This is a genomic window from Stutzerimonas sp. KH-1 (assembly GCF_054483855.1).
This window is the reverse complement of the sequence record NZ_CM137011.1, coordinates 3,273,715-3,299,679: the sequence shown is the minus strand read 5'-3', so window position 1 is coordinate 3,299,679 and position 25,965 is coordinate 3,273,715. Positions and strand designations below refer to the sequence as shown.

Genomic DNA, 25,965 nt, shown 5'->3' with positions numbered 1-25,965 from the left:
TCTTCCTGATGAAGTGGCTTAGCTCAGCGCAGCGGCCCGGCGACCGCGTTTGGCCTTGGGCGCAGCGGCGCGTTGGGCCTTGATGCGTTCCAGCAGCACGCTGGCCGGTTCATCGTTGGGGTCCTGGGGTACCAATTCGCCGCGGAAGGCTTTGGCGAGGATGCTCTGGGTCAGGCGGTCGATGCGCGCCTGGGCGGCTTTGAGGCGGGCTTCGAGTTGGTCGGCGAAGGCGAAGAGCTGTTCGACGCGACGGACGATTTCGGTTTGTTCCTCAAGCGAGGGAAGGCTGATCTCAAAACTCTTCAGGAACCCGAGATTGATTCGAGGCCGCGTTGCACCATGCACCGCTTCTCTGATCTGGCGATAAGTACGCCTTGCAGCCAACGCATACATTACGAAAACAGGACTTGCAGCCGTTTTATCTATGCGAAGACAGAAACAATCCGCCTTGTTGATGAAGACCTCTCCGCTTTCAGGCAGCTGACAGACCCTTATTTCCTCATCCACAAACGAAGAGAAAAGAATATCTCCTGGCGCAAGCTTGTTTTTGGAAAGCTCTTTGAATTTCTCGAGGCTTATGAACGTGTTCTTCTCAGCAATGAAATTTAGGTGGCCGATATTTTCTAACCGCACCACCCGAACGCCCTCGCTCGTATAGTCATCAGACTTAAGCTTGGAGCCAAATGGACCATCGAATGCGGCGCGGCATACTGAGTCGAGGGCAGTCCTGTCCCAATTTGAGCCCACGCCGTGAGTGCTGCGCCATTCATCCGTCAACCGCCCGGAAACGGCGGCGGCGAGGACTGATTGGCGGAAGCGTTTGAGCAGAGCGGGGATGCCGTCGATGCGGGCTTTTAGGGTATCGACCTGGGCCAACAGCTCGTCGAGCTTGGCGGCAATGCGGGTTTGTTCGGCTGTCGGCGGAAGGGCGATATTAATTTCTTCTATATCGCCCTTGCGAATAGATGGCACGGTAGTTGAGCGTGAATATTCCGCAAAATCCTGAGTGCGAAGAAAATAGTAGATAAAACGATCATCAACTCCTGGTAGTGACTTATATCCCATGACATTGTTATCGGCCAGGCCAGGTCTTATGACATAGCCGCGCCTATTGAGCTTCAGTGCTTCGCCAATTTTGGCAAATAAAGTTGATCCCGCATCAAAAATTTGGCCTTTAAGTAGATTGGCGGTTTCAGTGGATACGTAATTTTTTGCATTTTGAAGTTTTCCGTTGTTCTGCGTGACTCCCCGAGAAACATCGCCGACCTTGTAGACGGGATAATCACCGGAATTTAAGCCTTGGTGCTCGTTAGGGAAACCGACGCCGCTTTGCACGGTACCTATCTCACCTAAAGAAACGAACTGCCACCCTCTCGGCAACTTACTCATCTCCGCTCCCCTCTTGGAGCTTATGTCCTACCGCTTGCGGTTGTTGCTCGGGCAGCTCCAACCCCATCACCTCCGCCATCAACTGCTTCTGCGCCACGACCTCATCGCCTGCACCCAACGCCTTCATCAGCTCTTCCAGTTCATGCAGCGCCTCGGTCAGTTCGGCCATGGCTTCGCCGGCGAGCACTTCCGGGGCGGGTAGGTCGGCGGCGTCGAGGCTGCTTTCGTCCTTGAGCCAGCTGATATCCAGCGAGTCGCCGCGTTCGCGGATCTGCTCACGGGTGAAGCAGCGGAAGCGGCTGGTTTCACCGATGCCCTCGACGTTTTCGGCACGGGGGCTACCGCCATTCGGGTCCTCGCCATAGGCATCTTCGAAGGGCTTGAGGTGGGCGGGGCCGAAGGGGGTGCGCTTGCCGAAGCTGGGCATATTGCTGCGCAGGTCATAGATCCACACGCGCTGAGTGCAGCCCTCGTCCTGCTTCGGGTTGTCCGCGCTGCCCTTTTGGAAGAACAGCACGTTGGTCTTCACGCCCTGGGCGTAGAAGATGCCGGTGGGCAGCCGCAGGATGGTGTGCAGGTTGCACTTGTCCATCAGGTCGCGGCGCACGTCGGTGCCGACGCCGGCCTCAAACAGGACGTTGTCCGGCAGCACCACGGCGGCCCGCCCGCCGGGCTTGAGGCCGCGGTAGATGTGCTGGAGAAAGGCCAGCTGCTTGTTGCTGGTCTTGTAGGTGAGGTCGTCGCGGGTCGGCCCGCCGCCGCCCTTGGCGGTGCCGAATGGCGGGTTGGAGAGGATGATGTCCACCTTCGGCAGCCCGGCGCCGGTCTGGCCGAGGGCGTTGCCCAGGTGCACCACGCCCTCGGCGTCGCCTTCCATGCCGTGCAGCAGGCAGTTCATCAGCGCCAGGCGGCGGGTGCCGGGCACCAGCTCGACGCCCACGTAGGCCTCGGTGCGCTGGAAGCGGCGGGCCTTGTCGTCGAGGTCGTAGAGGTCGTCGGTGTGCTGCTTGATGTAGGCGTCGGCGGCGATGAGAAAGCCTGCGGTGCCGGCGGCCGGGTCCTGAATGGTTTCGCCCGGCTGCGGTTTGATGCAGCGGACGATGCTGTCGATCAGCGGGCGCGGGGTGAAGTACTGGCCGGCGCCGGATTTGGTCTCGCTGGCGTTCTTTTCCAGCAGGCCTTCATAGAGATCGCCGAGGCCATCCTCGCGGGCGCTGAACCAGTCGATGCCGTCGAGGCTCTTGATCAGCTGCTCGAGGTGGCGCGGCTCCTTGAGGCGGGTCTGGGCATCGGCATAGATGGCGGCGATCAGCGGGTCCGGGTTCTTGCCCAGGTCCAGCAGCATCTGCCGGTAGTGGTCGAGCAGGTTGAGCCCGGACTTGCCAGCCAGTTCCGGCCAGCGCGCGCCCTCGGGCAGCTTGTGGCCGAAGCTGTCGTTGTTCTGCACCTGCTCGTATTCCATCTTGATGAACAGCAGCAGCACCAGCTCGGTGACGTAGTCGCTGTAATTGATGCCGTCGTCGCGCAGGACGTCGCAGAGGTTCCAGAGCTTCTGGACGATGTCGGAATTGGTCATGGGGTACCTGTGGCGAAAAGTGTTGGATGCGCCGGGTTATGCGATGCATCGGTGTGTTGTGCCTGTTCAGTCTTGGGCGGTGCCCTGTTCAGCCTGTAGCGCGCGGCCGGCGGCAGTCAGGCGATAGCGTTGCTTGCTGCTGGTGGGCTTGTCTGGAATTGTCGTCTCGACCAGGCCAAGCGCCAGCAGCGGAGCCAGTACCTGTTCGCGGAACTTGCTGCGGTTACTGCGCCCGGTGAACGCCATCAGCTCGGGGGTGGCGTGCTCGCCGGTCATCCTGCGCAATAGCGCTAGTTGTTCCTGCGGCAAGCGGGGAAGGGCGTCCACCTGTTCCGAACTCGGTCCCGGCCTGGCCCCGACCTGGTCCCGACTTGGCCCCGACTTGGTCCCTACCTGGTCCCGACCTGGTCCCGAAGCAGTCCCGCTTTCTTGGGGCCGCTGAATCACCACCCTGAACTGGTTGCCCTCCCGGTCGTCGTGGAGCTCTATGGTCGGCCAGGCATCGAGCGCGCGCGGAATGCCGGTGCCCAGCCCGCGGTAGGGCAGGATGTGCACGGCATGGGAGGTCAGGGTCGGGTTGCGGCGGTTGGACAGGCCAAAACGGATCTTCTCCGTGTCGAGCACATCCGGCAGGTGCCCAGGGCTGATCAGCTCGATCCGGTCGGTAAAGATCATCAGTCGAATGGAGGCGCTGACAAAATAATCGCGGTGAATCAGGGCATTGACCAGCAGCTCCTCGAACACCTCTTCCGGTATTTCTAGCTGGCCGAGGGTGTTGAAGCCTTGCTGACGCTGCACGTGCCGCAGGTTGCGCTTGATGAACGCCAGGCTGCGGCGGTACTGCTCCGGCAGGTTGCCATCGATGTCCTCGCTGTCGAGGTAATGGCGGTCGTGCAGCACGGTGCCTGGAAACGCTACGGCCTTAATGTCGAAGGCGGGGCACAGGCGTTGTGGCGCCCGACCGAAAAGCAGCAGCCCGGCCAGGTTGGGTGTGCCGCCGCTGGCGAGGCCGAGGTTTTCCAGGAGGCGGGCGGTCTCCAGGCCCGCTTGCTCGGGGCTCTCTCGAAAGCGCCGTTGGAAGTAGTCGCCAAGCGCCTTGGCGTCGATATCCGCTGCGCTGCTGCCCACCACCGGAACAGCATCGGCGCATACCAGCCCGGCCTGCTGGAACAGGCGCTGCAGCTCTTCACGGGCCGTGACCCGACGTTTGTCGGCACCGCTTTTGACCCAGATGCGCCCGTGACTGTCGACATAGGGCTTGTTCAGACCGGGTTCGACCGTCACCACCATGACCAGGCCGCATTCGGTCAGGAGGTTGCTGGATAAGGGGTTGATCGCTGGCCTGACGTTCTGCGAGGCGGCGTTGGAGAGCATCTGGTTGAGCCGCGCAACGTCGGCGGCACTGAGCCCGCTCACTGCGCCGGAGTCGTCCACGCCAATCAGCAGAAAGCCGCCGGAGGTATTGGCGAACGCCACCAGTTCGGCCGCCAGCGCATCGATGTTATTGAAGTCGCGCTTGAACTGGTGGCGGCTGTCTTCACCACGGGCAAGGATCTGTTGAAGCTCGACAGGGGTCATGGGGTGTCTCTGGAAATCGCGGTACTGGAGTCAGGCAGCAGCCATTGTCCGTTATTAATAAGCACAGTGGCCAATCACCGGCGAGGCAGCTTCACCCCGTTTGCTGCACCCAAAGATTGTCGTTCAGCGCTTCCAGCACCACGCCGAGATTGCCACCAAGCATCTTGTCCAACCGGGTGCTGCCGCCGTCGTTCCGGAACGCCTCGCCGATCTGCTTTTCGTCGATCACGACCTCATGCACTAGCTGCTTGGCCAGGCGCTCCAGCCACTTGCGCTGAACTGGTGTCCATTGCTGCAGGGTATAAATCTTCTCCATGGCCTTGGCCACCCGTTGCTCGAATGGCAGCAGGGCTTCGCCGAGGGCCGCGCGGCGGATGAAGCCGACGATGCTGGCGGCGATTTCCTGGTTGGTCTGGTTGCGCCATGCGCTTTGGAGATTCACTTCGCTATAGCCATGCCCATCGAGCAGCAGGCGCACCTCGCGCAACTGCTCTCGGGTCAGGTCCTGCGGGCGATTGACCACCACACCGAGGGCCACCGACTGGTTGAGCTGGTTCCGGATGAAGTCGTTGAAGCTTTCCAAATAGTCGGCGGGCTTCTGGTTGGCGCCGTAGTTCTGCTCGCGGACCATCAGCTCGTCCGTGTGGGTGGAGATCACCGGGTAGTTTTCCGAGCCGAGCAGGGCATTGACGGTGGCTAGCTGGTCGAGCAGCTGGCTGTGCTGACGGATGAACTGCGCGGCCTGCTGCGGGCCGAGCCCGTGCAGGTGCTGGTGCAGTTTGTCTGGTGCCACTCCCCACGTGTCTTCCAACTCGTCGAGTTTGCTCTTGAGGGTCGGTTTGCTCTCGGCCTTGTGGCTGGCCTTGCGCAGGATGCGCATCACCCGCTGGCTGAGCTGGTCGAGCACATCATGGGCATGACTGCTGTCGGGCTGGCTGCCGGGCGCGTCGAGGCTGGCGGGATTGGTCAGCTCGCTGACCAGCTGTTCCAGGCTGATGCTCGGGTCTTTCACCAGCGGCTTCATGGTGTCCACGGGTTCGAGGCTGGCGTACAGGTCGACCGGGTCGTAAATCCGGAACACGGTCTTGCCCATCTCGTCGCAGCGACGCGTGGCGCGGCCCTTCATCTGTTCATAGAGGATGCGCGAGCGTACCCGGCGCATGAACACCAGGTGGCAGATGCGTGGCACATCGATGCCGGTGGTGAGCAGGTCGACGGTGATGGCGATGCTCGGGTAGCGCTCGTTCTTGTACTGGCGGATCAGCTGTTCGACCTTGTCGCTCTGCCCGGTGATGATCTGCACGGCGGCCTGGTTGTAGTCATCGCCGTGAACCTCTTTGAAGGCTTCGTCGAGCAGGTTCTTCACGCGCTCGGCGTGGGCCTGGTTGACGCAGAAGATCATCGCTTTCTCATCGCCTGAAGGGTCCAGCTCCTGGGCCAGCTGCGCGCAGATCACCTTGTCGAAACCGGGTGTGATCACGCGGCGGTTGAAGGATTCGATCTCGAAATCCAGCTCGTCCTCCAGCTCGGCCACGTCCACCTCGCCAGTGGCAGTATCGATGACGCTGACGCTCTCGCCCTTGGCGAAGTGAATGCCGTTCTGGCTGAGCAGGGTCTGGTAGCGGATCGGCGGTTCGTGATCGATCAGCCAGTCGTCGGCCACCGCTTCGCGATAGCTGTAGGTGAAGATCGGCGCGCCGAACACTTCGCTGGTGTGCTTGGCCGGCGTGGCGGTGAGGCCGATGCGGCAGGCGTCGAAGTAATCAAGCACGCGGCGGTACTGCGAGAGGTACTGGCTGTGGTCGCGCACTGCCAGCTCACCTTCGGTCATTTCCTGGTCGAGGGTGTAACCGCGGTGGGCTTCGTCGACGATGATGCAGTCGAAGGCGTCGATGGGCGGCGGGTTGTCCGACTGGAAGATGCGCCGGACCATGGCCTGCACGGTGGCGACCTGAACGCGCGTTTCGGCCTCGGCGGCCATGTCGCCCAGCTCCTTGATGTCGTAGATCTGCGCGAGCGTATGGTTCTGCTCGAGCGTCGCTTCGTTGAACGCCTCGATGGCCTGCTGACCCAGGGCGCTGCGGTCGACCAGAAAGAGGATACGGCGGAAGCGTTCGGCCTTCAGCAGGCGGTACATCAGGCCGATGATGGTGCGCGTCTTGCCGGTGCCGGTGGCCATGGCCAGCAGGCATTGGCGGCGGTTGTCGGCGAGCGCCTGCTCGACGGCGCGAATGGCGTTTTCCTGATAGTCGCGCAGCTTGAGATAGGCGAAGCCTTCCTGTTGAAGCATCGCCTCGGCCGCTTCACGGCTGCGTTTGAGCAGATCGAGCAGACCATCCGGCCGATGGAAGTCCTGTAGTGGGCGGCGCAGGTTCGCGGGGCTGCGCAGGTCGCGGAACCAGATGCCGGATAGCTCGGCGAGCTGCTTGATGTAGGGCCTGCCATTGCAGGCGAAGGCGAACGGGACCTGGAAATATCCACCCTGGCCGTCGGTCCAGCCCGCCTCTTGTCCGGCGGGTTGCAGGTCAGCGGTGATGATCAGCTGGCGCGAATAGCGCTCGGCCTGTGGGATGCGGTCGGCAATGTTGATGCGCTTGCGCTTGGCTTCGACGATGGCGACCGGAGTGAGCCCGGCGAACAGCACGTAGTCGGCGTTTTCTTTCGGCTTGCTGGTTGGCCATTCGGCGATGGCCCTGTTCTTGCCCTTCTCCGGGCGAGCGCCCTTGCTGTAGGTGAGATCGAGCGAGTCGGCCTGCCATCCGGCATCGTTGAGCTGCTGGTCGATGAGGATGCGGGTGAGGTCTTCGTTGAGGTCGAACTGGCTGGTGGCTTGCTGCGTCTTGCGGGTGACTTGCTCGGCGGCTTGTGGCTGATTCTCCAGTTGTTTCTGCAGCATCTGCAGGCGCACCTCGAACTCGGTGCGGGCGCTGGCCAGTTCCGCTTCACGCTCCCGGGCGATCTGCTCGTAGACGCGCGCTTCCTCATTCATCTCACCGGCGAGGCTGGCTTGCTCCGCCTTTTCCCGTGCCAGCAGTTCTGCCAGCTGGTGGTTGCTCTCCAACTGCTGACGACTATCGCCCAGCTCGGTTCGCAGCTTCTCGATCTGCGCTTGCAACTCGCGCAGCGGAGCACTGGGGTCGGCAGGGGTTATGAAAGGGCCCGGTTTGAAGCAGTTGCCGGCGCTTCCGAACGACTGGTGATACCAGATGGCGAGCGCCCGGGCGACCTTCAGACCATCCAACGCCTCGCGGTGCTGGGTACGGAACTGGTGAGTGGCCTTGTTGCCCTCGATGCGCAGCGTGTGGAACAGGCTGCGGATGTTGCCGTCGAGCTGGATCTCGCGGCCTAGCCGGTAGAGCAGGTCGGATTGGGAGATGGTGGCGTCCAGCTCGACGCCCGCCCGCGCCGCCAGATCCTGCGCCAGTGCCTCGCCGAGCTGGCGCAGCTTGATCAGCGTGGTATTGGGGTCGCTTGCGAAGACGCGCTCGGCGCTGCTGGCTAGCTGAAGGAAGACCGGGTCGTGTTCCTTGAGAAAGTCGAAGTTACTGCTCTCGGCCATGGTCCATCCCTTGAAATCATCCATCCCAGCCATCCTGGATCGGCTATTCGTCAATGGATGATGCCAGAGCAGGCACGGAGGTTGAACCGGGGCCGGGATCTGTACTGCTTCGAGGCTAGCTTAAGCTCGGCAGAAACGAAAAAGGCCCGCATTTCTGCGAGCCTTCAAATCGTGGTGCCGGCACCAGGAGTCGAACCCGGGACCTACTGATTACAAGTCCCCAATTTTGAAATTTCAGGGGTTTTCATGAAGTTTCACATCCTATATAAATCAATAACTTAGGATGATTTTGCCTTTCGGGAACGTTCCGATAATTTCATTGATTTGCATCGAAGTGTTGAGCAAAGTGTTGACCTGAATGGAACAGGAGCGCGCTTTCGTGGGGCACAAACTGAGTGATACCCAGGCTAAAAAATGGGCTGCTACGGGTGAGATGAATAAGAATGGGGTGGTCACGCCCACACGTACATTCTCCGAACAGCTCGGTGTGCGCGGGTCCGGTTCGATGCTTCTTGAGCGGCGCCCCAGCGGGGACATTGAGGTTTACCTAGGGAGACACTGCATAAATAGCCAGCCGCCCCCACCCTTGGCACACTGAGCCCCCTCAACCAGCCCCCTCCATGAGCTTTGTTACGCGCGTGCAGAAGACCTTCTCCGAACTCGAATATACCGGCAAGAAAAAGCAGACTCGCCGAGATCGCTTCCTGGCTGACCTTGAACAGCTGGTGCCCTGGGCACAAGTGGAGGCGCAAGTGGCGCCGTTCTATAGCGACACCACAGGCAAGCGTGGACGCCCTGCGATTGGGTTGTCGCGCATGCTGCGCATGTATGTCGTGCAGCAGTGTTTCGGTCTCTCCGATGAAGGTACCGAAGATGCCGTCTACGACAGCCAGGCCATTCGTGGTTTCATCGGCATCGACCTGGGCCGTGAGTCGGCACCGGATGCCACTACCTTGTTGCGATTTCGCCGCTTGCTGGAAACCCATCAGCTAACGCGGGTGCTGTTTGAAACGATTAACCAGCATCTGGCCAGCCGGGGTCTGCTGCTCAAGGAAGGCACTATCGTCGACGCTACCCTGATCGCCGCGCCGCCCTCGGTCAAGAACCGAGAAGGTAAGCGTGATCCTGAGATGCATCAGGCCAAGAAAGGCAATCAATGGCACTTCGGGATGAAGGCCCACGTTGGTGTCGACGCCACATCGGGACTCGTGCACAGCGTGGTAGGGACTGCCGCCAACGTGGCGGATGTCACCCAGGTCGATCAGTTGCTGCACGGCGCCGAAACCTATGTTTCGGGTGACGCTGGATACACTGGTGCGGCCAAGCGACCGGAGCATGCTGAACGGGACGTTGTCTGGTCGATTGCAGCACGGCCAAGCAGTTACAAACATCACGGCAAAGACAGCGTGCTGTACCGAGTCAAGCGCAAAGTCGAATACGCCAAGGCGCAGCTGCGTGCCAAGGTCGAGCATCCCTTCCAGGTGATCAAGGTGCGCTTCAATCATCGTAAGGTTCGCTACCGTGGACTGGAAAAGAATACGGCGCAGTTGTTCAGTCTGTTTGGGTTGGCCAATCTGGTACTGGCCAAGCGGTATTTGCAACGGACGGCGGGATAAGTCCGTCCGAAAGGCGGGGCTGGCCCGCTAATCAGCAAAATCAGGGTAGAAATCGGCCCAAGAAACGCAGAATAAGGCCGGTAGGTTGAAAAAACCGGGTTGAAAAAGGGGGACGGTGAGAATTGGCTAATTGTTCAGCGTCTCCCTAGCGGTACGCCGGGGTGGCAGGCAAGAGCGCAAGAAACTCGGTCAGTTTGGAGCGCTATCCGCTGGTGGTCAGGTTAGAGGCATAGCGTACTGGCGTCAGGAGGCAGAACGAGTTGCTGCGGCTGCTCGTGATTTTCCAACGCTCGAAACTTACGAAAATCATGTTCAACGGTTGAAGGTCGAGCAGCAACGGATCGAAAGCCAAGCCGCTCGCCAGGGGTCTTTTGAGCAGCTTTTGCTGGCTTACGTAGCGGACATGGAGCGACGTGGGAAGACAAGCGCCCGAGGAGTAAAGGGTGCCCTACGGCTTGATGTAATCGGTGCATTCCCGGATCTAGCCGGCACTAAGGCAAAAGAAATTCAGCCAGAAGATATTTCCCAGATCCTGCGCCATTGCATTAACCGGAAGCCCGCATCCAAGGGGCGTGGGCGGCGAAAAACACAGGCGAGCGCAACGAATGGCAAGCTAACCGCCGCTAATCGTCTTCGGGCTTATTTGCGTGCTGCGTTTTCGTTTGGCTTGAAGCACGATCTGAATCCCTTGAGAGCAGGCGATGCCGTGCTATTTGGGCTCAGATACAACCCAGTAGCCGATCTCCCTACGATTGAGGGTGCGGAGCGTGCAAACACGGAGGCATTGAACGCTGACGAACTGAGACAAGTGCTTCGCGCTGTTGCTGCGCTGCCAGGGCGCCGTCAGCCAATAGCTAACGCGATGATTTATCTGGCAGGGCAGCGTGTGCAGATGTTATTGCGCGCAACTTGGGCTGACCTGTCAGAAGATCCTGAGCACGGTACGGTTCTCCGCTTGGTCGATTACAAGGGAGGCAAAGGAACGCCTCCTAGGGATCATCTTTTGCCTATATCTGGAAGGGTCGAAGAGGTACTAGCGCCGTTGCTGACGCCTCGGACTGGCGCGGGTCCGTTTTCGCTTGACGGTGTGCGGAAAATATCTGCGCATACGGCGCAGAAGATATTTTCCGAGCTTGGCTCTGTGTTGTCGGCACAGGGCCTGACTCGCACCTTCACTTGGCGCACGATGCGAGCGACCATTGAGACTCATTTGGCGATGCTTGGTGTTGATGAGCAGCGAAGGGCATGGCTGCTTTCTCATGGCCGGAGCGGAGTTCAAGCAAAGCACTATGACCGTTACAGCTATCTGAAAGAAAAGCGTGAGGACCTAGGCAAATGGGCAGCCTATCTAGACGCAATGTTGGATAACCCCGCATAGGGACTTGGGTTCGGTTCGGTGCTTGATAGCATTTCTCCATCAAGTACAAGGAGACCCGCCTATGTCCCGCGTTCTGTGTAACCGCTGCAAGCGGATGATGGTTCCAAAAGTAATATTTAGCCGAAGCATTGCCGGTGGATGGGGATGGCGAATTGGCGGGGGAAAGCCAATCTCCAGCTGTTGTCCCTTCTGCTTATCAGAACATTGGGATGTAGAAGTTGAGCCAAGCCCACTGCGTGGCAGCGTTCTGATGAAGGTGCTGAGTATTCCTCTGACCCTGATCATGTTTACCTTGCTCTTCGGTGCTTCCCAGCAGTTGGCTAGCTATATGGGTGGGGCAGCGATCGTGCAGTGGATGGGATTGATCGGATCGTTTATGGCGACGTACAAATTTGGCCGTTGGTTCGTAAATTGAAATCCAGCTAAGGCGTTTGCGGCCTGTGTGTCAGGCCGCCAAGCGGCTGAACGTAGTCCCCAGTTAATTCTCCCTCTTTCTTGGGCGGGACGACCGTTGCTTGTTGTCTAAATGTCTTGCGAGCCGAAAGCCAACTAGAGCTGCGACCGTAACGCTGAAGAGCACGAAAGCAATTGCCTGTAGCAGGGTTGACGCTGTATCCATACCGGGTCCTCGATAGCTGGTTTTGGCGACTATACCCCCAGATACTGAGAACCCTAGCTGATGCAGTAATACCTCTCTCTAGGACGACGCCACGCATGCGGAATAGCTTAGCTTCGTTGCCGTAGTGGAGTGGTCATGACGACAGATAACCAAACGAATACGGCAAAAACTCGCGCTGGTTGCCGCTGTGGATGCGAAACGGCAACAGGAGGCGGCAGAATCCGCCGTGGGTGTCCACGCGTATCGATTATTGGTGGCGGTGACTGAGGCCCGCGGGGTCCTAGACCCCTTCTATGATTCGTTGCGAGCTCGAACGGTTTGGTTTGAGCGACGGGGAAGCTTAGAACGGCAGAACCCAGCAATCATGCGGGTTCTAGCCCCGTTCTAAGCTTCCCGGCGAGTGTTAGAACGGGTTGTTTAGAACGGGCGGCGCGAAGCTTAGAACGCGGGCTTGTTTTTCGCGAAGCTTAGAACGGCGGAACCCAGTAACCATGCGGGTTTCAGCCCCGTTCTAAGCTTCCCGGCGAGTGTTAGAACGGGTTGTTTAGAACGGGCGGCGCGAAGCTTAGAACGCGGGCTTGTTTTTCGCGAAGCTTAGAACGGCGGAACCCAGTAACCATGCGGGTTTCAGCCCCGTTCTAAGCTTCCCAGCGAGTCTTAGAACGGGTTGGTTAGAACGGGCAGCGCAAAGCTTAGAACGCTGGCCTGCTTTTCGTGAAGCTTAGAACGGGAAGAACCCAGCAACCATGCGGGTTTGAGCCCTGTTCTAAGCTTCGCGTTCTAATACTCGGTCGTTCTAAACAACGAAAAAAAAGTGGACCTCATTCCGTATAAATCTATTACGAGATGAGATTTTCACAAAAAGTTGGGGATTTGTGTCGCGTAGCGGATGTTGGTGAAGCGAGTGCGCGAACTGAATGATTCATTGTGCCGTTGTGGTGGCCTGATGGGGCCTGTTCGCAGCCGTCGAGGTTCAGGCGTAACGGTATTGGCTGATCGTCCTGGACGCGTCAGAAGCGAGAGCGAGATGAATTTTCGAGAAATTGGCCCAGGACGGTTCTTCCCCCCGATTATTCCGAACGGGAGATTTTTCGCGCTTGCGATTGGCGGCCTCACGATACAGGAAATCCTGCAAGTCACAGACCTTGGCCTTGAATGCGGCGGAGTGAGTTTCCGCTGGGGTGATATTTTCGGCTACGCCATCCAGGGAAATGAGGCTTGCCTGTTGAGCAAGAAGTACTCCTCAGGCGGGCTGAGGTTCAAGCTGGGTACTTGCTATTTCGTGGGCTCGGCTCAACCGCCTGAGCGGCACATCCAAGGCTATCCGGTTGAGCATTGCCTTATGAATCGAATTACGTTTGAGCAGCAGAGGTTGCAGGTCCCTGTCTGTGGCTGAGATCTATCGCCATGAGAAGGCGTCAGAACGTCGCTGTGAGCTTTTCAGGTGGGTAGTGGCTCCCAGGGTGCTCAAAGCCTCAAAAACGCACCAAGCGCTATCGTGGCTCGTTAGGGCGAGATGGGATGAGTTGATGGTGGTGAGGTGAGGCTAGCGCCGGATGTGCACTGCGTTTTGGAATGACTATTATCGGCCGATTACTGCCGTTAGTGGCGTCCGCTTCCAACAACTGCTGTCATTCGTGCTCACGAAGGCAAGCATCTTAAATGAGCCGAGCAGTGACGTTTACCAGTATGTTTTCAAAACTCTAAGAATCAGGCATGTGGCACAGCCCGAAGCAGACATACTAGAATCAGTTTTTCCGTTATCACCGCTCAGCAAAGGACATGCGCTATGGCAGCCCCAGAACAAGCACTAAAGGTCGTCCACGGCTCAAAAAAAGATTCCAATTTCGACGACGTCATAGCCATACAGAAAACGCTTACTCCCCAGATTGTTATCGCCCTGTGCGGTCCGCTCGGCACGCCGCTACATGAGGTGGCTCAAAGTTTTGAAGAATTGTTGAAAAGCACCGATTACGGCTATGAACGCGTTGAAACAATTAGGCTAAGTGAAGAAATCAGGAATCAGGAATCACTTCCACAAAACGCATCAATCAAGGAACTGATTGATGCAGGAAATGAGCTTAGAAAAGCCCATGGCAATGCTGTCTTGGCCAAGCTCGCTGTCAGAAAAATCAGTCTTGCCAGGGCTGGGGAGCAGTTAAAGGCAGAAGAAGCAAAAAAATCTGAGCATCCTGACATGTTCAGTGACGATGATGGCGATAGTTTGGTGCCTAATGTGACACTGAAGTGGTGTCACATTATTGACTCGATCAAACACATTGATGAACTGCGGCTTTTGCGCTCGATATATGGGGACATGCTTTATGTCGTTGGGGTGTACTCACCAATCGAGATGCGCGTATCTAGACTAGAAAGCTCCTTAAAAGGTGCTGCTCTGCATGAGCTGATTGATAGAGATTCGGGTGAAGAGATCGATAACGGTCAACGTGTTGAAGATACCTTCCCTCTTTCGGATTTTTTCCTACGCGTTGAGAAAATTACTGACTCGCATCGACGCAACAGGGTGAAGCGCTTTTTGGACCTCATGCTTGGCACCGTGGTTGCAACCCCGACGTCCAACGAGCGCGCTATGTATGCGGCATTCTCCGCTGCTAGAAACTCGGCATGCCTCTCTCGCCAGGTGGGAGCGGCTATTTCTAGCGAAGATGGGGAAATCATCGCTACTGGATGGAACGATGTTCCCAAGGCATTTGGCGGTCTCTACCAAACGGAAGGTGATGGGCTGAGCTCTGACGAGGACCGTCGCTGCTGGAATATGAAAGGGGGCATGTGCTCAAATGACTTTGAGAAAAAAGTAATAGCTGACTACATTGTTAAACAATTGCTAGATGCAGAGGTTGTCTCAGAGGAAAAGAAAGCTCTGGCTCTCACTGTTATTAGTAAAAATACTCACCTCAAGGGACTGATCGAATTTTCTAGGGCTGTACATGCGGAGATGCATGCTCTGCTGAATGCTGGGGCGACAGACGGTATGAAGATTCGAAACGCAAAGCTCTTCGTGACCACTTACCCCTGCCACTCATGTGCCAGGCACCTTGTCGCAGCAGGTATCAAAGAAGTAATTTTCCTAGAACCCTATCGCAAAAGCCTTGCCACAAAGCTCCATCAGGATGCTATAACTGAAAATGAGAGTGACGCCACGAAGGTGCGTGTTTTGCCTTTTGACGGGGTCGCACCATCACGGTACCTCAAGTTTTTCTCTGCCCATCCAGGAGGGCGGAAGAAGGATGGCCGGATGATCACCAGAGATGCTGAGCCTGTTGCTCAGATCTCAATCGAGGCGGTGTCGACCCTTGAAGGGTTGGTGGTTAAGGGGCTAGAATCCCGCGCCCTTTAAGGCGCCTTGCTACAGGAGCTTAACATGAGCCAGTTGGATTCGGACCTTGCGGCCGAGAGCGTGATGCAACTGTCTTTTAGCTTCGAGCCACGGGCATACCTCGACATGCCTGCCGGAGCGCCAGTACCAGTAAATGCAGCGCCCCCTCTATCTGCATCTGCGTGCAAACCTGCAACGACAGGGGTAATTGTCTCCTTTCCAAAGGAGCGTAGCTGCATTAGCGAGCATGCGCATCAGGCCAAGCTCCTCCGGAAAATTCTCCACCGCTCCAGGTTCTTTTAGCCACCTCTGAGCTAGCTCAGGGGCTGTGGCACTAGTTATCCATTTCGCTATCACCCCAGCGTAGGTCCAGCTGACTTACTAGCCCTACACCCATACGTATGACTGCAATTGGCCGATAGTCGCCACCCATTGTCCGAATGGCCTATACCCTAACCAGACACCCCGAACTCCCGCTCCAACCTGTCTGGATAGGGTCGATTTTCCAGTAATTTGGCATCTGTCCGGCTGCCTTTAAAATCTCAGCCATACACATTTCGCTGGGAAGGCAATATGCACGGACAACGGATCGGCTACATACGGGTCAGTACGCTCGACCAGAACCCTGATCGGCAACTCGAAGGCGTTCAGGTGAGCAAGGTGTTCATCGACAAAGCCTCCGGCAAGGACACACAGCGACCGCAGCTCGAAGCGTTGCTCAGTTACGTGCGCGAGGGTGACACGCTGGTCGTGCACAGCATGGATCGTCTGGCTCGTAATCTCGATGACTTGAGGCGCATGGTGCAGCAGCTCACCGGGCGGGGAGTGCGTATTGAGTTCGTGAAGGAGTCGCTGGCCTTCACCGGGGAGGATTCGCCGATGGCCAACCTACTGCTTTCAGTCATGGGGGCGTTCGCGGAGTTCGAGCGGGCTTTGATTCGTGAGCGGCAACGCGAGGGTATTTCCCTGGCGAAACAGCGCGGTGTCTATCGAGGGAGGAAAAAAGCGCTGAGTGACAGCCGACTCGAAGAGCTACGGCGTCGTGTTGAAGCGCGCGAACCGAAAGCCGCGCTGGCTCGCGAGTTCGGCATCAGCCGGGCCACACTCTATGAGTATCTGCGGGCTCCGGCATAGCGAGTACAACCTTATCCCTGGTAGGGAAAAGCTTCCCATCCAGGGGAAGAGCGTCAAACCCCCTCCACCTCAATGCCATGTTCGGCCAGCCAGCTCTTTCGCTGGGCGTAATCGGGCATGGCGCGCTCCAAGCGTAGCCAGAACTCCGGGGTGTGGTGCGGCTCGTGCAGGTGCACCATCTCATGCACAACAACGTATTCGGCGATGTGCTTGGGCAGCAGGATGGTTTTCCAGTGGAAATACAACACTGCGCCTTTTCCGCATGACCCCCAGCGATAGCCCAGGTCCTGCACGCGCACGCCGCCAGGTGTCACTTCCATACGCGCCTGGTGATTCTTGACGCGGACTGCCAGCCAGTTGCGGGCATGTTCGCTGTACCAGCGGATAAAATGCTCGCGGGCGCGTGCCAGCTCGCTGCGCAGCAGGTGAAAACGCCCGGCGGTCAGCTTCAGGGGTACAACCTGCTCGTCCACCAACTTCAGACGATAACTGCGCCCCAGATAGAGAAAGCCCTCACCATCCACATATTCCTTGGTAGGGATAGCCCGCTGCAGGCGCTCCTTCTCGGCCAGGCGCGAGTAAATCCAGAAGGTTTTTTCCGCCACAAATTCCCGCAGGGTTTGTTCATCCACGTCCGGCGGGCTGGAGAGAATCAGCGCCCCATCGCGCTCGACGGTGATCTGCAGGGTCTTGCGCCGCGTACTGCGGCGCAGCGACAACTGCAGGTCGCCGACGGTCAGTGTCTGACTGCTCACACCCGCATCAACCTGTCATGGTTGGCGCGCGCCTGGTCGAGCATACGGTCGGCTAGCAGCCCCGCCGTGTCGGTATCCACTAACGGTGGGCGTAGGCGCATCAGGTGATCGAACAGCTGTCCGGCCAGTTCTTCCTGGGCGGCGCGTTTGCGTGGGCTCCAGATATCGCGGTGGCTTTGCAGCTCATCGACCAGCAAATCCACCAGTTCTACCGTGACATCCTTGAGTCGCAGCAGCTCGGCAGGTTGCGCATCACGCTCAGCGCAGACGACATCCAGCAGCGTGCGCAGGAACGGTGCGTAATGCTCCGGCACGTCCAGCGGTGTGTTCTCCTCGCTCAACTGGCCGCTGCGCAGTTCGTCGATGATCTTCTGCATCTGCACCACCAATTGATCCCACTGCTCACCCAGAGACTTGAGCAGCTCATTCAGCCGCTCCGAGAGCTTGCGGTACAGCACTGGGTCTTCGTCGGCATGCTTGCGCACATGCGAGCGGATGGCGTGTTCCATTTCCGACGCCTTGGCGCGATCGTTGGCGCTGCGCGACAGCTCCTTCTCGAAATTGGCATCGGTCAGCTGGATCGGCGGAATCTTTGGGTCGATACCCAACGAGATAACGTGATCGTCGATCAGCTTGCGGACTTTGACGCCGACGTCCTTGCCCAACTGCGGCAGGTCCTTGTAACGGCTGCGTGCACGGGCATGGATATAGGCCAGTCGCTTGGCATCCTTGACGAACGGCAGGCCTTCGGGACGCGGCAACACGGTATCCAGGGAGGCAAGAAACGCTTTGAGTTTTACCGTGAACTCAGCCCGTACTTTCTCCTCCGCCAGAGCGGCAATGCAGGCTTCAGCGTCTTCCAGGTTTTCGATGTCCTGACGACGTAGCACATCGATGACGCGCAGATGCCGATCACGCAGCACCGGCACCTCATCCTTAATGCTGGTCAGCGCGCCCTCGATATCCTCGTCGGCATAGGCCGCCAAGGCTTCTCGCAGATGGTTGGCGACCCCGTAGTAATCCACCACGATGCCGCAACGCTTGCCGAAGCCGGTACGGTTGACCCGCGCAATGGCTTGCAACAGCTCGGCCTCTTTGATCGGACGGTCGAGGTACATCACGCCTTCAATGGGTGCATCGAAGCCGGTCAGCAGCATGGATTTGACGATCAGGAATGCCAGCGGATCGGCCTTGCCCGGCTGCTCGTGGTGCAGTGGCTTCTTAAAGCGCTTGATCAGCTGTTCGTGCTTGGCTCCGTCGGTCCACACCTTCCATTCGGAGGGATCGTTATTGGTCCCGGAAATGATCGGCGCGAACTCCAGCGCTTGCAGCGTCTCGCGATAGCGCCAGGCCTGCACCCGCGCTTGCAGCTTGGGCGGGCGTTGGCACAGGGCTTCGTCGTCGAGTGCCTTGTCAGTGGCTGGCAGGGCGTCGGCCTCTGCCAGCAATTCATCGCGGGCGGCCTGCAGCGCATGGTAATAACGCACCGCCGCTATCCGGCTGTAGGCCACCACCTGGGCCTTGTAGCCGTTGGGCAGGATGTTGGTGACATAGTGCCGGATGATGTCCCGCGCCTTGTCGGCAATCAGTGCCGGCGCGTCGAAGATATGGCCCTTGGTCGCGTACTTCTTCTTGATCAGTTCCAGTTCTTCTTGGGTGTGCTCGCGGAACAGATCCTCGAACAGCTCATCGAGGCTGGCCCCATCCTTCACCGCGCCCTGAGCCGTGCGCCCCTCGTACAGCACGGGCACCGTGGCGCCATCGGCCTCGGCTTCGCGGATGGTGTACTTATCGATGAATGCACCGAAAATCTCATGGGTGCGTTTCTTGTCGCCCATGATGATCGGCGTGCCGGTAAAACCGATACGCGCGCAGTTGGGCAGGCCGGCCAGCAGGTTCGCGTGCAGATCGCCCGCCTGGGTGCGGTGCGCCTCGTCCACCAGTACCAGAATGCTCTCGCCGGTGTTGAGTACTTCAAACGGCTTGTTCCCCTGGTAGGGAGCGCGTTTTTCAGCCGCCTTGGCAGCCGGATTTATCTCACCGATCTCAATGGCACCGGAGGCTTCTTCTTCCAGCTCGGGGTTGCGGTACTTCTGGATGGTGGCGAATACCAGCCCCGGCCCTTCGCGCCGGGCCAGGGCTTTCACGCCCGCGATATTCGCGGCCACTTCCGGTGCCTCGCCGCTCAAGGTGGCGGTGGCGGCCAACTGGCTCTGCAGATCCTTACGGTCGGTGACCACGATCACCTTGAAGCGCCGCAGCTGTTCATCGGTACGCATCTTGCGCACCAGAAAAACCATGGTCAGGCTCTTGCCCGAACCCTGGGTGTGCCAGACGATGCCGCCGCGCTGGTCGCTTTCGCCATGCTGCGCGCGGGTTTGTCCGCCCTTCAGGCGACTGATGGCATGGTTCGCCGCGCGGTATTGCTGGTAACGGCAAACCGTCTTGATGGTCTGCCCGCCCACCTGCATGAACAGCATGAAATGGCGGATGAGATCGAGCAGATGCTCGGGCGACAACATGCCCGCCACCAAGCGCTCCTGCTCCGACAGCTTCGCCTTGCCCAGCGACTCGGCGACCGCCTGCTCGCTGCCACTGCCATCCGGGCCGACTACCGTCTTCCACTGTGCGTAATGGGCAAAGCCGGCCCCGATACAGCCGACGCGAGCTTCGTCGAAGCTACAGGCAATCAGCAGTTGCACGCTGGCGAACAGCGCCTCGTTGCCCTCGTTGTGCTCGACCTCGGCGTCCGCCTTGCGCTGGTTGCTGTAACGCCGCAGCTGGTCCACCGCCTCGGCCAGCGGTTCGGGGATGGAAGGGCTCTTGCACTCCACCACCACCAGCGGGATGCCGTTCACCAGCAACACCAGATCGGGGACGATGAATTTCTTGCCGCTGTCGTAACCGGCAGGGCAGTCCACGCGGTACTGGTTGATTACGCTGAAGCGGTTGTTGGCTGGAGTATCCCAGTCGATGTACTGGATGGTCTGCCCGCGTCCACCATCCCAGCCAGGTAGGCCATCGACGGTGATGCCCTTGAGCAGCAGCTCGGTGGCTTTCTGGTTGGCTTCCATGAGTTTCGCCGTACCCAGGCGGTTAATGGCCGCGACTGCCTCGGACAGTCGCTCATCATCCAGCCAGGGTTGGCCGTCGCGCAGGTTGAGCGCGCGCAACCGATCTCGCAACAGCGCCTCCTGTATCACCTCGGAGAAACTGCCACGCCCGGTCAGTGCCGGGTCGTCGAGGCTACCTTCTACAGGTGTCCAGCCCAAACCTTGCAGCTGCGTAACAAAGGGCTTCTCGACATCTTCCAATTCCCAACCCACAGGCCACTCCTTTTAATCCGGCCTTTATGGGAGCAAAACCCCCATAACATCCATAACCCCTGCGCGGTCTCGAAGGGCGCAATTCCCAACCAGAGGGATGATCCATCCGATTCCATCCGATTTCATCCGATCCATCCGATCGATCGGCTATTCGGGGAGCTGATAGGCCGAGGCGGGCCCCCTTCCGTGCAACGCCAGGGCGCCGCTACCCTTCATGCGTTTGAGCAGATCTTTCGCCTGCCCCTCGCTTAACCGGCACAGCTCCATCACCTCGGCCCGTTTGATCTGCCCATGCTGCTGCACATAGTTGAGAACCATTTGCTCGTGCTGGATAGGACTGAAGCCGGCTTGCCGGGTGTAAGCCGCCTTGTTACCTACGGCCTGATACAAACTGGCCGACAGGGTGTAACTGCGTGCCCGGGTGGAGCCATGTGCTTCCACCAGACCAGCCTCGGTCAGGGCTTCCAGGGTGCGTTTGGCGCTCGCGGTATCGCGCTGAATCTGCCCGGCCAATTCATCCACCGACACCCGTTTGGTCGCGCGAAGGGCGGCCAGGGCTATCAGGCTGTCGATGGGCAGCTCGGCGTTGGTGGCGCGCTCGTGCTCGACCACCAAGCGGCGAAAGTCGAGGTCGGCTTCGGTAGTGGGCAGGCGCAGCACCACGCTTTGTGCGGTGGTGTAGCCGTAATCCGGTGCCGGGCGGCCGAACTTGAGCATGCCGCGAAAGATCTTGTCCACGCCGCGCCCGGAGCGCTCGACCACGCCGATGCGCTTCATGGCGTCGGCCAAGGCCGGGTTGCGCGGGCGCGGTTCGGTGACCAGCAGGTTGGCCAGGGTCACGCCATCTACCAGCCCGCCGGGGTTGCTGACTACGAGCGCTTCGTCTTCAAGGCGCACATGCACCGCGCCGAGGCGGTGATAGTCGCGGTGGATCAGCGCGTTGGCCACGGCTTCGCGGAAGGCGCCCATGTCCACCTTGGGCACCGGCACGCGGAACAGGCCGACCTGCAGCTCTTCCTCGGGGTTGTAAGGGCGGAAGTTGGTTTCCAGCCAGTCCAGCGCCTTGAGCAGCGGGAAGCGGCGGAACTCGTTGAAACGCACCGCCTGCTGGGCCAGCACCTGGAAGGCGAATTCGTGGGTGGGCACTAACTGGCGCAGGGACGTTTCCCGGCCAACCAGCAGCAGGCCGGTCAGGGTTGGCACGCGCGAACCATCAGGCTGGCGTGCGGTAAGTGTCAGTGCACCGTCGAGGGCTTCGTCGTCCAGTTCGAGCAGCACGCGGTCGCCGCCGTACTGCTGCACGGCCTGGCGCAGGCGCTCGCGCTCCAGCGGGTCGAGGTCTGCCAGGCTGGCGCCGGCCACCGGCTGGGCCGACACGTCGATCAGGCCGAAGCTAGAGGCGCGGCTGGCCCGCTCGTGGGGCAGCATGGCCACGCATTCGGGGGTGCCGTCGTGCTTGAGACGGCGGCGCAGGTAGACGCCGTTGGTGGTGGCCACCTCGCCCTGGGCCTTGGGTACGCGGATGCGCGCCACGGTCACGCCGCCCACCTCGACCGCCTCGGCCTGCACGGACAATGATGGCGACGTGCGCGCCGCCACCATGCCGGCCATTCCTTCCAGCAGGCGATGGTCGGAATGCAGGCCGGTGGGCGTGCCGTCGTCCTCGACGCCCAGCCATAACTCGCCGCCCTCGGCATTGGCCAGACAGACCAGCGCCTCGATCAGCTCGCGGTCGGGGAGCTTCTTCAGGTCGCTCTTAAACTCGACGGTGAGGGATTCGCGGGGCGGCAGGTGCGGGGTCATATCAGGCTCCCGTTTGTGCAACAGGCTGCTGCATGGATTCCAGCAGTGGAGTGACGCGGATTCGGCCGGTGAGGAGGTCGTCCATTAGGCCGGTTTTCATTTCCGACAACTGGGACAGATATTCAGCCTCCGTTACGTATTTTTTAGAAGCAGCTTCCAGGCGAGCGGTAATAGCGGCCTGCTCTTGTAGTGAAGGGAGCCCCATTGGAAAGCCCACAAGGTTTTCCATGTCCAATTTTTTGGTGCCGTGAGTAGCCTCTGTAACCTTTCGGAGAAATCCATCGGCATTGGCGACTAACCAATACGCCAAGAAACGCGAATGGAGCTGTTCCCCTGCACTAATGGCTTTCACATCTTGATTGAAAGCCATAGGACATGCTGCCAGCACGACAGGGAACGAATGCGCAAGGATCATGCCTCTGACCACAATGAACACCGTTTCAGCTGGCATCAGCCTCGAGCCTGAGTTAGCCGCAGCAGCGCTAACATGCTCAATCGTGTCGTTGAGTTCAAAGGACTTCATATCTTTCGGGGTTAACAGCGGAACATCGCCTTTCCAGTAGGAAGCAACAGCACGGCTTGGCGTTCCGCCACTTGACCACGACGTACATGTCCCGAGGAGGGTGGTTTCCCACTCCCTCGGAATCCACCCTAACGGAGACTCCTTGTAAAGCTGCGGCGCTTCGCTCTGTGGCGGGCGCAGTTGGCCGTTGGCATCGATGCCGCGGGTCAGCAGGTCGTGCAGCAGGCCCTGTTTGACGGCCTTGAGCTTGTCGATCAGCGCCTCGGTTTCGCGGATGGCGGTGTCGAGGGTGTCGAGGAGTTGGGCGATGACACGTTGCTCAGCCAGGTCAGCCGGAACCTCGATAGTCGCATTGAGGTACTCCTCAAACTTGAGGTTGATGATGCCAGTGGTCTGCTGCTGGAAAGTCAGCAGCGTTGGCTGACGGTAAAACCACATCAGCTTCCGCCACAGGAATCTAGGCTCGGCCACGCGCCGGTCAGGGCGCAGAGTTTTGAAGAAGTTCGAGCAAACTGCGGGGCCTTGATGCTCGACAGCATCGAAAAATGCAACCCGCCCTACAGGTTTGTCAGGCCCGCCACCGGAGCCTTCCAACAAAATATCGCCATCTTCCAGTTGCCGACTCGTCAGCTTGCCAAGGGGGAGGCGTCGCAAAGCGCCAGAGCCAATGACGTGACCCTCATCGTCAATATCGGTAGCGCGCAGAACGCGAGCATTTCCTGGCAGAGGCTCCGCACCCCACTCGCCTGCAAAGCTTTCTGCCAAGCACTCCCGGATGGATCGGGTAGACCAAGAAATCTCAGACATACCCCAACCCCTTCAAGAATCCCTGCAACGCCTCCGCCGCTGCATCGCGCTTCTGCTCGATCTCGTTCAGCGTTACCCGGTACTTGTCCCACCAGTTCTCGAAGGCGGCGACGATCTGCTTGCGCTGGGCAGCAATGTAGCGCTCGACGATGGCCTGCATATCGTTGTGCAGGATGGTCAGCAGCAGCTCGCCGGCCTGCTGCTCGTCCAGGCCGTCGACGGCCTTGTTCAGGTGGCTGGCGAAGTTGTCCTTCTGAGTTTTGAGCTGCTTTTTTACCTTGGTCAGCTCGGCCTTCCAGTCCCTGAGCTGGGCTTCATCAACGGCGTTTTCCTCATCGTCGCCGGTTTCCGCCTCACTCTCGGTCTCGTCGCCATCCTCGCCCTTGGCTGGGGTAGCGGCCTTGATCTGGCTTTCCAGTTCGGCCTTCTTTGCTTCCAACTCGGCCAGCCCGGCGACGAAATCGCCAAGCAGGAATTTCACCAGCTTGTGCTCCAGCGGGTTCTGCTTGCTAGCCTTGTCTTCCAGGGCAGTGACGATACTGGTGCGCCAGGCATCCATCACGCCGCTGCTGCCGCGTGCCATCAGGCCAAGGAAGTCGTATTTGCTCTGGTACCAGAAGCCGGCGACGATGCCGCGGACCTGGAAGGGATCGAGCAGGCCGATACGCTCCAGGGTTTCACTGAAGCTGGCCAGCAGCTCGCCGCGCAGGCTGACCAGCGCGACGCTGTCGTCCAGCTTCCCAGCCAGGGCGGTGATGCGCGGGCTGTGTTCGCTCCACCACGCCTCGAAGGCGGCGCGAATCGACGCTTCCTTGAGCTGCAGACCGGGATTGCCCTCGATGGCGGGCTTGAGGTCGGCGCGTTGGGTCAGTTCGGGCTTGAAGTCGAAATACTGTGCGTCGCGTTCGGCGAACAGGTCCAGCGGATCGAGGCCGTGGGCGCTGAACAGTGCGGCCTTGGCCTGTACTTCGGCCTTGGGCACGCCGCCGAGCAGGTGGGCGCGCACGTCATGAGGTTCGGGCGGCGGCGCGTTGTCCACATAGCGCCGGATGTTCAGGTTGTAGTCGTTGTCGCGCAGGGTGGCGATGTCTACCACGTCGCTGAGGCCGTCGATCTGGCGAAATTCCTCGTAGGCAGTAGTGATCTTCTCGATGTGTTCGGGCAGCAGTAAGTTCTGCGCGCGGCCTTCGAAAAACTCTCGGTCGGCGTTGATGAACAGCACCTTGCCCTCGCGCGCGGCGGGCTTGGCGCTGACCCGGTTGGCGCCTTCCTGCTTCTGTTGCCGCAGGATCAGGATGCAGGCTGGGATGCCGGTACCGTAGAAAAGGTTGGCGGGCAGGCCGATCACCGCTTCGAGCAGATCCGCTTCGATGATGCCGGCGCGAATGGCTTTTTCCTCACCGCCACGGAACAGCACGCCGTGGGGCAGTACGGTGGCGATCATGCCCTCGTCGCGGGTCACGGCGAGCATGTGCTGGAGGAACATCAGGTCAGCCTTCTTGGAGCCCAGCGGCACCTCGCCGAAACGGAAGCGCTCTTCGCGGAAGGTCGGGTTCCAGGCCAGGCTGCCGTCGGCGTTTTTTTCAGTGTGGCCCCAGTTGATGGAGAAGGGCGGGTTGGTGAGGATGCGGTCGAAGCGGCGCAGTTCGCCACCTTCGATATGGCGCGGGTCAGCCAGGGTGTCTTCGTTCTCCAGCCAGGCGTTGCTGATGCCATGCAGGAGCATGTTCATCTGCGCGATGGACCAGACGGTACCGTTGAACTCCTGGCCGAACAGGTTGGCCTTGCGACCATCCTCGCCGTGCTCGTCGATGTATTCCTTGGCTGCAATCAGCATGCCGCCCGAGCCGCAGCAGGGGTCATATATATCGTGGGCCAGAGTCGGCTTGAGCAGGTGCACCATCAACCGCACCACCGAACGTGGCGTATAGAACTCGCCGCCTTTCTTGCCCGCGGAGTCGGCAAATTCAGCGATCAGGTACTCATAGGCGGCGCCGAGCAGGTCGGGGAATTCAAAGTCGCTGTTGCGCAGGCGCACATCACCGAAGTGGGTGATGAGCTGGCGCAGCTTCTGGTCGGGAATCTTGCTCTGGCCAACTTTCCGGGTGAAGTCGATGTGTTCCAAAACCCCTTCCAGGGAGGAATTGTTTTCCTCGATACCGGCCAAGGCCTTGTTCAGCAGGTCGCCGACATTAATGTGCGCTTCGTTGACCAGATGCTTGAAACGCGACTGGCTGGGCACCCAGAAATTGCCATCGCGCTTGTACCAGCGAGGGTTTTCCGCCGTGATATGGGCCTCGGCCTTGCTTTTGCCCGCTTTCAGCTCCTCGGCAATGACCTGCTCGTAGCGCTCCTCGAACACATCTGAGCAGCGCTTGAGGAACAGCATTCCGAAGATGTATTCCTTGAACTCCGAGGCATCCATCTTGCCGCGCAGGATGTCGGCGGCCTTGAACAGGTGGCGTTCCAGTTGTTGAAGCGTGAGGGGCATTACTGAATCCCGTGTGGGCACCTGTCGCAGGTGCCTGTCCTGATGGCATAAATGCCGGGGATTCTAACCCAAGC

Annotated in this window: 15 protein-coding genes; 6 read left to right on the top strand and 9 right to left on the bottom strand. The window is 59.3% G+C overall.

Going from position 1 to position 25,965, the window contains the following annotated elements:
* Window positions 1–18: 18 nt before the first annotated feature.
* The 4 genes from ACX1DW_RS15930 to hsdR form a co-directional block, all read right to left on the bottom strand.
* A complete protein-coding gene (locus tag ACX1DW_RS15930; protein WP_458991870.1) occupies window positions 19–1,389 on the bottom strand; it encodes a restriction endonuclease subunit S in 1,371 nt (456 codons plus the stop codon).
* Window positions 1,382–2,965 (bottom strand): class I SAM-dependent DNA methyltransferase, encoded by a 1,584-nt coding sequence (locus ACX1DW_RS15925; protein WP_458991869.1) that lies wholly within the window; start codon window positions 2,963–2,965, stop codon window positions 1,382–1,384. Before ACX1DW_RS15925 ends, ACX1DW_RS15930 begins: the two co-directional genes overlap by 8 nt.
* 66 nt (window positions 2,966–3,031) lie before the next feature.
* A complete protein-coding gene (locus tag ACX1DW_RS15920; protein WP_458991868.1) occupies window positions 3,032–4,543 on the bottom strand; it encodes an RNA-binding domain-containing protein in 1,512 nt (503 codons plus the stop codon).
* Between the two features lie 91 nt (window positions 4,544–4,634).
* A complete protein-coding gene (gene hsdR, locus ACX1DW_RS15915) occupies window positions 4,635–8,102 on the bottom strand; it encodes a type I restriction-modification system endonuclease (RefSeq protein ID WP_458993411.1) in 3,468 nt (1,155 codons plus the stop codon).
* 620 nt (window positions 8,103–8,722) lie between these two features.
* Between hsdR and ACX1DW_RS15910 the strand changes: the two genes are divergently transcribed.
* The 6 genes from ACX1DW_RS15910 to ACX1DW_RS15885 all read left to right on the top strand — a co-directional run bounded on the left by ACX1DW_RS15910 (window position 8,723) and on the right by ACX1DW_RS15885 (window position 16,186).
* Window positions 8,723–9,718, top strand: a complete 996-nt coding sequence (locus tag ACX1DW_RS15910; protein WP_003282265.1) for an IS5-like element ISPsp6 family transposase — start codon at window positions 8,723–8,725, stop codon at window positions 9,716–9,718.
* A gap of 130 nt (window positions 9,719–9,848) precedes the next feature.
* Complete coding sequence (locus ACX1DW_RS15905; protein WP_458991867.1) at window positions 9,849–11,096, top strand: tyrosine-type recombinase/integrase; 1,248 nt, start codon at window positions 9,849–9,851, stop codon at window positions 11,094–11,096.
* 61 nt (window positions 11,097–11,157) lie between these two features.
* Window positions 11,158–11,511: a hypothetical protein gene (locus ACX1DW_RS15900; protein WP_139375115.1), complete on the top strand. Its 354-nt coding sequence runs from the start codon at window positions 11,158–11,160 to the stop codon at window positions 11,509–11,511.
* A gap of 1,108 nt (window positions 11,512–12,619) precedes the next feature.
* On the top strand, window positions 12,620–13,111 hold the full coding sequence (locus tag ACX1DW_RS15895; protein WP_313482227.1) for a hypothetical protein: 492 nt from the start codon (window positions 12,620–12,622) through the stop codon (window positions 13,109–13,111).
* A 393-nt stretch (window positions 13,112–13,504) separates the two neighbouring features.
* Window positions 13,505–15,073: an anti-phage dCTP deaminase gene (locus tag ACX1DW_RS15890; RefSeq protein ID WP_313482228.1), complete on the top strand. Its 1,569-nt coding sequence runs from the start codon at window positions 13,505–13,507 to the stop codon at window positions 15,071–15,073.
* A 552-nt stretch (window positions 15,074–15,625) separates the two neighbouring features.
* Window positions 15,626–16,186, top strand: a complete 561-nt coding sequence (locus ACX1DW_RS15885; RefSeq protein ID WP_045633827.1) for a recombinase family protein — start codon at window positions 15,626–15,628, stop codon at window positions 16,184–16,186.
* Between the two features lie 53 nt (window positions 16,187–16,239).
* Here ACX1DW_RS15885 and ACX1DW_RS15880 read toward each other — a convergent pair whose 3' ends face one another.
* From ACX1DW_RS15880 to ACX1DW_RS15860, 5 genes are all read right to left on the bottom strand, one after another.
* On the bottom strand, window positions 16,240–16,941 hold the full coding sequence (locus tag ACX1DW_RS15880) for a M48 family metallopeptidase (protein ID WP_458991866.1): 702 nt from the start codon (window positions 16,939–16,941) through the stop codon (window positions 16,240–16,242).
* The gene (locus tag ACX1DW_RS15875; RefSeq protein ID WP_458991865.1) at window positions 16,938–20,267 is read right to left on the bottom strand and encodes a type I restriction endonuclease subunit R; all 3,330 of its coding nucleotides are present in this window, start codon (window positions 20,265–20,267) and stop codon (window positions 16,938–16,940) included. Before ACX1DW_RS15875 ends, ACX1DW_RS15880 begins: the two co-directional genes overlap by 4 nt.
* A 147-nt stretch (window positions 20,268–20,414) precedes the next feature.
* Window positions 20,415–22,070, bottom strand: coding sequence for an ATP-binding protein (locus tag ACX1DW_RS15870; RefSeq protein ID WP_458991864.1), 1,656 nt, complete (start codon window positions 22,068–22,070; stop codon window positions 20,415–20,417).
* A gap of 1 nt (window position 22,071) precedes the next feature.
* Window positions 22,072–23,400: a restriction endonuclease subunit S gene (locus ACX1DW_RS15865; protein ID WP_458991863.1), complete on the bottom strand. Its 1,329-nt coding sequence runs from the start codon at window positions 23,398–23,400 to the stop codon at window positions 22,072–22,074.
* The gene (locus ACX1DW_RS15860; RefSeq protein WP_458991862.1) at window positions 23,393–25,891 is read right to left on the bottom strand and encodes a type I restriction-modification system subunit M; all 2,499 of its coding nucleotides are present in this window, start codon (window positions 25,889–25,891) and stop codon (window positions 23,393–23,395) included. The genes ACX1DW_RS15865 and ACX1DW_RS15860 overlap by 8 nt, the downstream gene beginning before the upstream one ends.
* Window positions 25,892–25,965 lie beyond the last annotated feature (74 nt).